Source organism: Nitrospirillum bahiense, from assembly GCF_007828025.1.
GTDB lineage: Bacteria > Pseudomonadota > Alphaproteobacteria > Azospirillales > Azospirillaceae > Nitrospirillum > Nitrospirillum amazonense.
Genome location: NZ_VITO01000032.1, coordinates 25,549 through 38,306, shown reverse-complemented (window position 1 = coordinate 38,306; position 12,758 = coordinate 25,549). Strand labels below are relative to the sequence as shown.

Below are 12,758 nucleotides of genomic sequence, written 5' to 3'. Positions count from 1 at the left end.
CCGGTCCTGGAACTGCGGATCCCGCGCCACGGACCATCGGATGCCAAAGCCCCCGCCATGTGCGAGGAAATCCTGCTGGCCTTGAGCCGCCAAGTGGCCGGCGTGCGGCTGGTATGGTCCACGGACTGGCTGACCCATGACCGGGCGGTGCAGGAACTGGCGGCGGGCCGGCTGGACACGGATTGCGGCTACTACCGCACGGCGGAACGGGAAGCCCGGATACTCTATTCCCGCCGCGCCGTCATCCGCATGGAAACGGTGCTGGCCGTGCGCGCCGACGACCCTGCCACCATCGCCACCTTCGATGAGTTGCGCGCGGCGCTGGCGGATGGACACGACACCATCCTGGTCAACGCCGGCTCCGCCTTTCTGGAGCGGCTGCACCGCGCCGGCATCGAGGACCGCAACATCGACGCCTGGGCCGCGCATAGCGACACCAACCTGCGCAAGCTGATGAGCGGCAGGGGCCGCTTCTTCATCTTCCGCAACCCCGGCCTGACGGAGGTTGTCCAGAGCAACGGCTGGGACGGGCGGATTCGCATACTGCCCCATCCACTGGCGGTGGAGGACCAATATATGGTCTTCTCCCGCCACCTGGATCCTGAGATCCGTAAGCGCCTGGATGCCGGTCTTGACCGCTTGGCTGCGGACGGCACGCTGGCGCGTATCGCCCTGGGACATGCCGGTCGCCCGTCTGGGCCATGAACCGCCGCCTTGCTTTGGGGAGTTCGAGAGCCCAGGCTAAGCCATGCCGAAGCACCTCATAGCCGATGTGAGGAGATGAAAGTTGGAGCCAGTCGCGTTGATCTGCCACCACTCACCTCTTCAAGGTGAAGGCCCCGATCCCCAGTGATACCGACCAGTCTTTCAGACGCAAATTTTACTGCGCCTCGACCCCTATTGCAGTCAGACTGACACCCAGGGATCGTGTATCCGCGGATAACCCGACGGTAGCCGGCGAAATTAGATCGTGGTCAATTATTTTGACATCCAACACCGTATGGGTCGGGTTATTGAAAGGAACGCGGACACGTTGGAAAGGGTGAGACGACGAAAACGTCACCGAAACAGGCGGCCCGTCATTGACGCTAATTACCATCGACTGACTTGAATCGGACTTCGGCAGGTACGCGCCCAAATCCAACATCACAATACCGGAATCTAGCTGTGTCGCCTTGAAGGTAAGATGAGCCTCGGGCGCCGTCATAAAAACGAAACTGCCCTCGGCGGAAGACCATCCTGAAGCCAATATATATCGGTTATAGTCATACTTATTATCATTCACCGTCAGCATGGAGCCATCCGGAAGCTCCGGAAGTGCCCACCGCTGGAACAACAAACCGCCACTCTGGAAATCGCCCGCCTGCGCACGGTACTGTGACCCCAAGTTGCTGCCCACCAGATAGCGAGGGTTATGTTCCAATTCATCGGGGCGGCATTTTTTTTCCTTAGTAAAGAGGATATGCCAATTCTGATTCACACAGAACAGGTCCTCATCCCGGCGAGCTGCATGCGCCCCAACGCCGGCAAGAACAGTCCAAATATAACCCCAATCATCCTTCCCGGGCACAAGATCAAATGTCAGACGCGCGTCGCTCTTATGGGCTTTAATGTCCTGATATATATTGGCGATATCGGGCTGATTGTAACCCAGGTCACTTCTCGGCATCTGACTGACATAGATAACCGTCCCCGTCAGAAGAACCGCACTTATCACGCCACAGAGTACTTTCTTGGCGAACATATCGGCCAGGAAATCAATCCAGAATGGGATGGATGCAATAAAAAGGAAAGAAACACAATAATAGAACAGACAGACATAATTCTGAGACAGGTCATCCACACCGTATTTCGCGTAAAAAATAACCGACCCAGTGGCCGCGACCATAACTGCCGCCAGGGACCGCATGCTATCGATACGATCACTGCCCTTCACATGAGCGCTAAATATAAGAAATATGACGCTTACTCCGATAGCAAAAAAGAAAAAAAGACGACTCCCCCAATATTGAGAAATAAATAAAATAACTTCACCCGAGGGATTAGGGGCTCGGTGCTGGCCGTATTTCACGTAGTCTGCAAAGGGGCCAGGGAAGTCCTGGATGGTCGCAATTGCGGCCGGCACAAAGAAAAGGCACAAAATTAATCCGAAAACCACAACGCCACGGACGTTCCTTGTGTAGAAAGCCTTTCGGATCAAACAATTTTCCGGCATCCTGAAATAAGTAAGTGCGTTGTATAACATCAGAATTATGAATATAAATCCCAGCATGGGCATAAACGATACATGGCCATTTATGAGAAATCCGCAACTAAGCCCCATTAATGGCAGCATATCTCCTTTGCCAGAGGCTAATCGTGCGGCCGAAACGAACATTGCTGCATAAGGAAAAAAATACAAATCTGGAAACCAGAGCCCATTCAGAAACTGGGAATGAATCCAAACCACTAATATTAAGAATATTGATACTGAAAGAAGCGCCGACGAGGCGGACCGGTAAATCTTCCATAGGCCTACGAACAAGACTGTCAGCCAGAAGGCATTATATAAGAATCCCCCGACGAACTGGCCCGACAGCGGGGAAGCCACCAAGTGTAAACCACTGTATAGTACGAACTCACCCAATCCAAGAATATATAATATCGCCGGACCTGGATGATTGAATCCAACGCGCGAATAGTTTCCCACCCAGAGCGAGAAGCTTCGCATTTTTGCTATCAACATGCTATTCGCAGCAAAGTCGCCCGCATCATTATATTGAGTGCCGACAACATGCCAATTAGATACAATAATGGCAAAAAATGAAACAATGAAGAATAATATCGGAGCCCAGCTCCTTTTACTGGAAAGCAGTCGCGCCAGATTATTCAAATTATCCTTAATCATTTTATTCCATCTTCGGAAAAGAAAAGGTCAAATTCAGCATTCGGTGGACTGAAACACCTGGCCTTCATCCATTAAGACAGATTTCATACCCGATGGCGCCTATCTTGGAAAGTTAAAATCCGCTGATACAATGTGGTGTGTCGTCCGCTTAAGCCTTCCACGCGGCCATCTCAGTCCGCATCCTTCACGCAGCGGAAGCCCACCAGGGCGGAGCGGTCGCGGGAGGGGGCCATCAGCAACAGTTTGCCGTGCTGGTCGTTGCGGTAGGCCTGCGGGAAATACCAGATGGAACCCTGGGGCTGGTACAGGCTGCCGCCGCGCAGGATGGCGGCGCGGGTGTGCCCGTCCTGGTACTCATCCGTCCACTGCCAGACGTTGCCCACCAGATCCTGGACACCGAAGGGGCTGGCCCCCGCCGGATGGGCGCCCACGGCATCGGGCGGCCGCACGGCGCGGCCCCGTTCCGGCACGGGCGCGGCATCATCCCGCCAGGTGTCGCCCCAGGGATAACGGCGGCCGTCCCGCCCTTGCGCCGCGTACTGCCATTCCCATTCGTGCGGCAGTCGCTTGCCCGCCCAGGCGGCGTAGGCGCGCGCATCCTCCTGCGACACCCAGGTGACGGGCCGGTCGTCCCAGCCGGCGGGATAGGTGCCGCCCTTCCAATCCTTCAAGAAGTTGCGGTCGTCTCTGGGGTGATAGCCGCTGGCGTCCAGGAAGCGCTTGAACTGCGCGTTGGTCACGGGGAAGCGGTCCATGAAGAAGCGCGGCAGCGACAGGCGATGTTCGTGATAGCGCCGCGCTTCCCCCTCCCAGGGGTAGGCCACATCGACACCGGCGCTGGTGCCGCCCTCGATCTCCAGCCCCTGGACGCGGAAGGTGAAGTCGCCGGCCGGGATTTCCACCATGCCCTCGGGCGCTGTGGCAACCGGCGGCGTGGCCGGGATGTCGACCAGGCGCTGCGGCAGCGGCGCCCACCCGCGCGGCAGGCTGGCCAGATCCGTGGCCGTCAGCGCCTTCATGCGCGCCATGAGGCCGCGTATGGCGGGGTCCGGCGCGCCGGGTAGCGCCAGCACGGCGCCGAAGCCCTGGGCCTCCAGCGGGAAGGACAGGAGAAGCTGATCACCCTCCCGCCGCGGCGTCAGTTCCACGCCATGGTAAAGGTCGAAATACCGCAGCGCCGTCCCATCCGCCGGTACGGCCAGCACCGTCTGGTCCAGCGGATGGTCGTTGCGGTTCACGATGGTCCAGGCCACCCGGCCGTCCGCACCCGGCCAGCGGCTGGCGTACACCCCCGCGGCGCGGGTGGGGTAAAAGGGCTGCCAGTCTGGCCCGGACAGCAGCGGCCCCAGGCCCCGCTCCAGGGTCGCCACGCGGCGCATCGCCTCGCCATCGCGGGCGCTGATACCGTTCCAGATGCCCCAGACGTTCTCCCATGCCTCCCATCCGACGCCGTTGAAGAAGGCGTAGTGCAGGTCGTCGGTCTTGTCCCGGGCCCAGCGGTCCGAAATGTTGACCATGTGCCGGGGCTCCAGCCACTTGTAGCGGTCAACCTTGGGTACGGGCGCGAAGGTGTATTGTCCCCAGGACATCAGATCCCAGGCCACGGCCTCATCCGCCAGCACCCCCTCCGGTTGGAAGGCAAGGGGGTGGCCGGCCTTGTCGGCCGCCAGGGAAAACGCCAGGGGCACGCCGTCCTGAGTGTCGCCGTTGATGCCGTCGATGCCGATCTCCCTGGCCATTTCGGCGATGGCCTGCGGCCAGGGACGGTCCGGCGCGCGGGTGCCCTGGTCCCACATCATCATGGGCAGCAGCACGCGCACGCCCCGGCGGTGAAAATCCGCCACCATGGCCTTGACCGCCGGCAGCCCGCCCGGCAGGTCGGCCACCTGGTCCAGCTGGTTGCGGTCATCGATGCCCATATTGGGATAGTCGGGCCACAGCAGCACGGCGTCGATGCCACCGAAGCGGGCCGTCAGGTCATCCAGGTAGCGATCGACGGTATAGCGGCCGGCCACCGGATCATAGAAATAGCGATCCTCCACCATCATCTGGGTCTGAACGAAGCTGGTGCGCGTCCAGGCCAGGCGGGGATCAGCATAGCGGGCGGGGTCATAGCCGATGCGGATGCGCCGTTCCTGGCGCCAGTGACGTATGTCCGCCAGCCAGGCCTCGTAATCCGCGTTCGCGCACTCCCGCGTTCCACCCTCCCAAGCCTCCCGCCAAGTGAGGCAGGCGGGGCCGTTGATCATCAGCTGTTTCCAGCTGCCGTAGGGCACCGCCTGGGTGTCCTGCGCCCCGGCGGTGCCGGTCACAAGCATAGCTAGAAAAGCGGCAGCCAGCAGGCGGCGCATGAGATGTCACTCCTACTGCCGGGCTAGCAGGCCGTTCATCAGCAGATCCAGGATGCCCTCCTTGTCCTCCTTCAGACACACCTGCGCATTGGCGGGGCCTGGCGCCGGCGTCGTCTCCCCCTTGTCGCCCACGACCAGGCGCAGGGGCGTCGTGGGGCACAGCCTGGGATCCAGGACATAGGCTACAGGCACCAGGTCGAACAGCGTGGGCGTGATCTGGCCCCAGCCGTTGAGGTGGCGCCACTGGTGATACATCAGGGCCAGGGCGTCGGTCATGGGCGTGCCGGCGGCGAACAGCAGGTCGCGCTTCACCTCATCCAGCTTCAGCCGGGTGCTGTCGAGCGGCATCACCACCAGGGGCACGCCGCTGGCGAACAGCTTCTTGGCCGAAGCGATGTCGGAATAGATGTTGTACTCCGGCGTCGGGCCCTTCAGCGGGCCGTAGCCGGTGTCGTCGTAGCCGGCATAGACCGAGCCGCCCATCATCACCACGCGCTTCAGCTTGGCGAAGCCGGCGGGATCGCGATCGATCAGGGCGCCCAGAGTGCTGGGCGGCGCCAGCGAGATGAGCGTGACCTGCCCCGGGTAACGACGCGCCTGCTCCAGGATGAAGTCCACCGCGGACGGCACGGGCGCGGCCGGCGCCGGCTGCCTCTCCGCCCAGCGCCTCTGGGTATAGGGCGTGGTGTTGGCCGTGGCGGGCCCCTGCGCGACGGGCACGTCGGCGCGGCCGGCGATGGCCAGCAGGCGCTGCAGCTGGCGCACACGCAGGCCCGTGTCGCCCCAGGCCGCCGTCACGCCCAGGATGTCGAGGCGCTGATCATTCAGCGCCGCCGCCAGGGCGAAGGCGTCGTCGATGTCATCACCGATGTCGGTATCGATGATGACCTTTTCCTTGAGGGGCGCGCCCTCCTTGGCGATGGCTGGAGTGGTCAGAAGAACGGCGCCCAGCGCGCCCGCGCGCAGGCAACGGAACAGGAAAGCGATCCGGGTCATGGGAAATGCCTTTGCGGCCGGCCGGGTAGAAACAGGGGCCCGCCGCTGCCACGGCCGGGCCCCTGGAACAGATCCTGTCACGCCTTCCCGGCAGCGGCCAGCGCCGCCGGGAAGATGCCAGGGGTATTAGAACGAGTACTTGGCCTGAACACCGATGATGCGGGGTTCGTTGACCATGCCCGTCAGGTTGTTGAAGTCGATGGCGCCGATGACGCGCACCTGATCCAACACGTTGCGGACGAAGGCCGCGACCTCATAGCCATCGTCGTTCTTGTAGCCCAGGCGCAGGCCGCCATCCAGCAGCCACTTGCCGGTGAACTCCGTCGACTTGTACAGGAAGAAGTTGACCTCGCTGCGGTAGGCCCAGTCGGTGTAGAAGAACACCTCGCCCTTGTCGCCGACCGGCACGCCATAGCGGAAGGTGGCGTTCAGCACCCATTCCGGCGCCTCGGGCAGCGGGTTGCCGTCCAGCAGGGCATTGCCCTGGGCGTTCAGCGCGTTGGTCACGGTGCAGCCGCCGCCGCAGGTGGCGACCGACACGTTCGGGTCCTGGATTTCGGTGTGGTTGTAGCTGCCGCCGAAGGTGACCAGCATGTGCTCCACCGGCTTGGCCTCCAGCTCCGCTTCCACGCCGTAGCCGACGGCGTGGTCGGCGTTCAGCAGGCGGGCGGTGTTGCTGGCGCCACCCACGGCGGTCAGCTGCATGTCGCTGGTGTCGTAGTAGTAGCCGGTCAGGTTGAAGCTGGCGCGCTTGTCGAACAGCGACGACTTGACACCCGCCTCATACGAGATGGTGGTCTCGGCCTTCGCGGTCGAGGTGGAGTTGGCGAACGTGATACGGTCCTGGATGGACGGGGCCAGATAGCCGGTCGCCACGCGGACGAAGGCGTTCACGTCGCTGTTGATGGCATAGTCGGCCGACACGTCCCAGGAGGCGTTGCCGCCGTTGACGCTGGTGCGCAGGTAGATCGGGCCGGTGTAGCCGAAGTCACGGATGGATTCGACCGACTTGTTGTCGTGTGAATAGCGCACACCGCCGCCCAGGGTCAGGGCATCGGTGACCTTGTACTTCACCGAACCAAAGACGCCGTCGGTCTCGCTGCGGTCCTTGTGGCGGACCTGATCATCGATGGCGCCGGTGGCGGTGATGTAGTCGTAATCCTTACCGGCGAGGTAGGAGTTGAAATAGTACAGGCCGCCCTGCAGCAGCCAAGGCCCCAGGTCGTTGGAGGCGAAGCGCACTTCCTGGCTCAGCTCTCGCGGGGAGTTGTAGCCGCCGGTTTCCACCGAGAACGGCACGTCGGAGGGCACGCCCCCGTCGATGTCGCCGCGACTGAACACGTTGGCACGCTCATAACCGCTGACCGAGGTGACGGTGACGGGGCCGGCATCGTAAACGATGTGCAGGTTGGAGCCGAAGGAGTTCAGCTTCTGCGGGTTGGCCCCGTCCTGGTTGGCCTTTTCGATGTCGAAGCCGGGGACCAGATCGTTGGTGCCCTTCTGGATGATGTTGGCGCGGAACAGGCGGGCGGACCCGTCCAGCTGGCGGCCATGGACGTTCAGCAGGACGTCCAGGTTCTCATTGGGCGTGTATTCCAGCTGGAACCGGCCGGCCAGGTCGCGATAGCCCTCGAAGTCCGTGTCGTTCTTCGTGCTGATGTCCTCGTTCTGCACCCAGTCGTTACGGCGCTGCAGGTTGACCGAGGCGCGGTACTTCAGCACGTCCTTGACGATGGGGCCGCCCACGGCGCCGGTGAAGTTCACCGTGTCATAGCTGCCGTAGGTCAGATCGGCGAAGCCGCCGAAGGTGTCGCTGGGCTTGGCGCTGTCGATCTTGACCACACCGGCCGGGGTGTTCTTGCCGAACAGCGTGCCCTGGGGACCGCGCAGCACTTCCACCGCACCGACGTCGAAGACCGGGAAGGCCTTCAGCATGGGGTTTTCCATGGCGACGTCGTCGAACACCACCGACACCGGCTGGGAGGCGTTGGGGTCGAAGTCGGCGTTGCCCAGGCCGCGGATATAGAAACGGGGATAGGTGCGGCCGAAGGACGACTCAGCCTGCAGGCTGGGGGCGCGGCCCGCCAGGAAGCGGATGTCCTGGCCGCCGGAGTTCAGCACGTCCAGCTTTTCCCCGCTGATGGAGGTGACCGCGATCGGCACCTCACGCTCCAGCGCCGGCCGGCGTTCGGCCGACACGATGATCTCGTCCAGCTTGTCGGAACTGTCATCGGCGGCCTGCGCCACGCTGGCCAAACCCAGCAGGCTCAAAGCCGACATACCCAGCAGCGCGGACTTCAGCCCGCGGCTCTTCTCAACCCTCATCATGCTCGATCCCTTCACTTTTTCCAGGCCCTTGCCGGACCTGCTTTTGCGTTGCCCGTCGCACCGGTCCCCGCGCCAAAAGGCTAGGCTGGGAACAGCCAGGGGAGGGTACATGGCAGATTTTGTTTGCGGCAGCCCCACTACTCCCGAAGGTCTTTCAAATCCAACAAGAAAGCGAGGGCCAGACCGAAATTTTGCCGCAACGCACATATTTGATGCGCGACTGTTGCCGCGATGCGGCACCCCTACGCACGCCTTCGCCTGTCGCTAGCAAAAAAGGCGCCAGTTTCAAATTGACGCAGAGGCGCAGGAAAGGGGCGCGGCATGGTCGGGGCTCTGCCCACAATTCAGGCGGCGACATTCGGCATTTTGCCTAATTTATAGGCTTTCTTAAAATTTATAGGCCTTCTTAAAACTGGACAGGTTGGCTGCCCGCCGAGGCTCCGCCGAGCAATACGCCGGCCGGGCGCCCTAGAATAGCCACACTATAAAAGTGCAGTCGGCCGCCGCCCGATGCAGTGGGCCTTGATGGCCAGCCGCCTCCGGCCGATGGCTCGGCCCCGCAATCAACGGCGAGGAGGCCTGAGGTTTTAAGATGGAACAGGAGGACGGGGTTATGGTACCCCGTCAGCGACAAGGATGCTCATGGCCAGGCCTTCAGCCCTGTAGTTGTTTCGGCGAAGTGCACGGGCCGTGTCCGGCTATGGCCATGGCGCCTTCAAGACCGACGAACGGACGTCGCGTCGCGACCGGCGAACAAAGGAAGTCCGGTGAACCCACAGTTGGGTGATGAGAGCATGGTGAGATTTGTTTTGGAGCCGCGTTCCCTATGATAGTCGCCGGTAAGCCGCTTTCCGCCCAAACGGATCCCGTTCAGGCCACCAGGCCGGCGAAGCCCAATCGGGGGCGCTTGGCGTTGCGCGACTTGGCCAGCGGCATGAGCCAGCATTGGCTTTGGCGCGCCATGGCCATGCAGGACATCGTCCTGCGCTATCGCGGCTCCGTGCTGGGCCCGCTGTGGCTGACATTCAGCACCGCCATCATGATCGCGGCCATGGGCTTCGTTTATTCCCAGATTTTCCATCTGGATCCGGAGCGCTATGTTCCCTTCCTGACCCTGGGCCTGCTGATTTGGCAGTTCATATCGTCGGTAATCACCGATGGCTGTTCCGCCTTCATGTCGGTGCAGCACGCCATTCAACAGGTTCGCCTGCCTTATACCGTGCACGTGCTGCGCAGCGTCTTCCGCAACCTGCTGATCCTGGGCCATAACGCCGTCCTGATCCCCATCGTCTTCCTGATGATGGGTCACGGCATCGGCTGGGACGCGTTGATGGTCATACCGGGTCTCATCCTCTTATGTATCAACGGCTTCTGGATCAGCATCCTGCTGGGTATGCTGAGCGCCCGATTCCGTGACGTGCCCCCAATCGTGGCGGCGCTGCTGCAGGTCGTTTTCTTCGTGACGCCCGTTTTCTGGACTGTAGAGACACTGGGCAAGTATCGACATGTGGGCGACTTCAACCCTCTGTTCGCCGCCATTGATGTCATCCGCGCGCCGTTGCTGGGCGAACCGTGCGCCCCCTACTCCTGGCAGATCGTCGGCATCATGACCGTGGGCGGGCTGTTGGTTACCGCCGTTTTCTTCAGCCGCTTCCGGTCCCGGATCGCTTACTGGGTGTGATTTATGGCCTCCCTGCATTTGCAAGACCTCACGGTTGAATTCCCCATCTATCAGGCGAACGGCCGCTCACTGAAAAAAGCGCTGTTTTCGGCGCCCATGGGTACCAACCTGGCCCGTGACGCCGCCAATCGTATCCTGGTCCGTGCGCTGAACCACCTGACCCTGACGATCGACAAGGGCGACCGCGTCGGGCTGATCGGCCCCAATGGATCGGGCAAGACGACGCTGCTCAAGACCCTGGCCGGGATTTATGAGCCCACCAGCGGCACCCTTCACACCCAAGGCCGCGTTTCCGCGCTGCTGGATGTGCAGATGGGCATGAACCCCGATGCCACTGGTCGTGAAAATATCATGCTGCGCGGCATGTACATGGGCATCCATCCCAAGGATATGCAGGTCCATGTCGAGGAGGTGGTCGAGTTCACCGAACTCGGTCCGTATATCGACATGCCGGTGCGCACCTATTCCGCCGGCATGATGTTGCGCCTGGCCTTCGCCGCGTCCACCTGTGTCGAGCCCGAGATCCTGTTGATGGATGAATGGCTGGCGGCGGGCGACAGCCATTTCTTGGCCAAAGCCCAAAAACGCATGGAAGATTTCGTGCAGCGGTCCAGCCTGATGGTGCTGGCCTCCCATTCTCTGGATCTGCTGGAGAGGTGGTGCAACAAGGGGCTGTACTTGCGTAACGGCAACGTGATCGCTTACGGTCCGCTGAAAGAGGTGGCGGACGTCTACCAGCAGTCGCTGGCAGAGGCCTGAGCCCGCCGCTTGCCCCATCCCAATCCCCAGGGCATGCCCCGGGACACTCCGGAACCAGCCGTCGATCATGGTCAGAAAATACGTCTGGGCAGGCATCTCCGTCGTGCTTGCCGTCCTTGTGTTCAGGCTTAGCCAGGGTGGTGATTCCGCGTCCTTTTTCCTGACCATCCGGGAATTGGCAAAGCCACTCGCCACTGTTTACCTGGCCCTGTTCGGTCAGCCGGAATTCGCCCTGGTCCTGGCCGCTGGCATGATGGTGGCCTGCGTCGCCCTGCTGGGCGGCTTCTGGGCGGGCCAGGTCCGCCGCACGCTGGACACTCTGAAGACCATTACCAGTTCCGCCATGCTGATCATGGGGGAACCGAACGACCGCCGGGTCGGATCGATGAAGCGCCTGATGGAATCGAGCCCGCTGCTGATTGACGAATGGCGGATGTTCGAATCCACATTGTTGGACGCCGGCCAGGGTGCCCAGCGGCGCGCTTACTCCACCATCCGCCCCCAGGAATATTTTTCCATGGAGGCCATGGAAAGCCGCGGCCTGGATTTCCGCTTCTACGTCGCCTTGCCCAACTACTTCGTGGGCGTGGGCCTGATGTTCACCTTCCTTGGCCTGGTGGCCGGCTTGTATTTCGCCAGCAAGGGCCTGCAGATGGGTGACCTGGCGCAGGCCCGGCAGGCGCTGGGCCAGTTGCTGGCCGCCTCCACCATGAAGTTCGTCAGTTCCGTCGTCGGCATCGGCGCGTCACTGGTGACGTCGATGGTGGTCCGCCATTGGCAACGCAAGGTTCAGGCGGCGCTGGACGACCTGTGCCGCGCCATCGAACTCTGCTTCCCCCTGATCTCCGCCCATCGCCTGATGGGTGACTGGACGCAGGACGGGGTGGCCGCCGCGGTATCGGCGCCGCGCCTCCCGCTCTCCCCCGCACCCCAGCCGGATATCGCCGGCCAGGCGCCGTAAGACGGGAAGGCTGCCATGCGACGGGGAACCAGGGCACACGGGGACGACCAGGAAAGCTACTTCGCTTCCATGTCGGACCTGATGGCCGGCATCGTCTTTATCTTCCTGATCATGCTCATGGCCCTGTCGATGTACAACATCGACGAGACCCCCAAGCAGCAGGATCAGCAGTCGGAGCAAGACTACCAGGAGACCATCGCCAAGATCATGGCGGAGCGCGCCCGCATGGTGGAGGCGCTGCGCCAGGATTTGGAAGCCCGGCACATCGCGGTGGTGGCCGACGCCGCCAAAGGCATCCTGACATTGCCTTCCGCACAGTTCTTCGCGCCCGGTGCAGCCGCGCTGAAGCCCGAGGGCCGTGAAAAAATGGCCGAGGCGGCCACCTTGCTGGCCCGCTATCTCACCTGCGACGGCAATACGCCGGGCATGGCGGCGGGTGCCTGCCCCACCACCGCCCCGGTGGAGCATGTGGATGCCGCGATTACCAAGGTTGCGCCGGGCGCCCATATCTCGGGAGCCCCAGCGCCGGAAACGGTCGCCCGCATCCAGGCGCTGGAGGCCAGCGCCGCGCTGACGTCCACCCAACCGCTTTTGTATGAATTGCTGGGCCGCGCGGGGCGGCCGGTACTGACGGTGCGCGGCGTGGCGCAAGTGCCACCGGCGCCAGCCGCGCCAGTGGGCGGACATGGACATCATCCGCCCCCGGCGACGACGCCCAGCGAGATCGATCAGGTGACCCTGACCTTCACCATGGCGCTCCCCCCCCGCCCATAAGGGAACCGTCCAAGCCAGAGG

Annotated in this window: 9 protein-coding genes; 5 read left to right on the top strand and 4 right to left on the bottom strand. The window is 62.2% G+C overall.

The window, feature by feature from the left end; genetic code table 11:
• Nucleotides 1–57 precede the first annotated feature (57 nt).
• Nucleotides 58–705, top strand: a complete 648-nt coding sequence (locus FBZ88_RS28475) for a substrate-binding periplasmic protein (protein WP_186464648.1) — start codon at nt 58–60, stop codon at nt 703–705.
• A 175-nt stretch (nt 706–880) separates the two neighbouring features.
• Here the strand turns inward: FBZ88_RS28475 and FBZ88_RS28470 are convergent, their stop codons facing one another.
• The 4 genes from FBZ88_RS28470 to FBZ88_RS28455 all read right to left on the bottom strand — a co-directional run bounded on the left by FBZ88_RS28470 (nt 881) and on the right by FBZ88_RS28455 (nt 8,562).
• Nucleotides 881–2,887 (bottom strand): hypothetical protein, encoded by a 2,007-nt coding sequence (locus FBZ88_RS28470; protein ID WP_145620351.1) that lies wholly within the window; start codon nt 2,885–2,887, stop codon nt 881–883.
• A gap of 170 nt (nt 2,888–3,057) precedes the next feature.
• On the bottom strand, nt 3,058–5,238 hold the full coding sequence (locus tag FBZ88_RS28465; RefSeq protein ID WP_145620350.1) for a formylglycine-generating enzyme family protein: 2,181 nt from the start codon (nt 5,236–5,238) through the stop codon (nt 3,058–3,060).
• Nucleotides 5,239–5,250: 12 nt separating this feature from the next.
• Nucleotides 5,251–6,234 (bottom strand): nucleoside hydrolase, encoded by a 984-nt coding sequence (locus FBZ88_RS28460; protein ID WP_246138896.1) that lies wholly within the window; start codon nt 6,232–6,234, stop codon nt 5,251–5,253.
• A gap of 126 nt (nt 6,235–6,360) precedes the next feature.
• Nucleotides 6,361–8,562: a TonB-dependent receptor gene (locus FBZ88_RS28455; RefSeq protein WP_145620349.1), complete on the bottom strand. Its 2,202-nt coding sequence runs from the start codon at nt 8,560–8,562 to the stop codon at nt 6,361–6,363.
• A 967-nt stretch (nt 8,563–9,529) separates the two neighbouring features.
• Between FBZ88_RS28455 and FBZ88_RS28450 the strand changes: the two genes are divergently transcribed.
• The 4 genes from FBZ88_RS28450 (at nt 9,530) to FBZ88_RS28435 (ending at nt 12,737) form a co-directional block, all read left to right on the top strand.
• Entirely contained in the window at nt 9,530–10,243 is a 714-nt protein-coding gene (locus tag FBZ88_RS28450) for an ABC transporter permease (protein WP_186464647.1), read from the top strand.
• 3 nt (nt 10,244–10,246) lie between these two features.
• Complete coding sequence (locus FBZ88_RS28445) at nt 10,247–11,002, top strand: ABC transporter ATP-binding protein (protein WP_145620347.1); 756 nt, start codon at nt 10,247–10,249, stop codon at nt 11,000–11,002.
• A 103-nt stretch (nt 11,003–11,105) separates the two neighbouring features.
• Nucleotides 11,106–11,963, top strand: coding sequence for a hypothetical protein (locus tag FBZ88_RS28440; protein WP_145620346.1), 858 nt, complete (start codon nt 11,106–11,108; stop codon nt 11,961–11,963).
• Nucleotides 11,964–11,978: 15 nt separating this feature from the next.
• On the top strand, nt 11,979–12,737 hold the full coding sequence (locus tag FBZ88_RS28435; RefSeq protein ID WP_145620345.1) for a hypothetical protein: 759 nt from the start codon (nt 11,979–11,981) through the stop codon (nt 12,735–12,737).
• Nucleotides 12,738–12,758 lie beyond the last annotated feature (21 nt).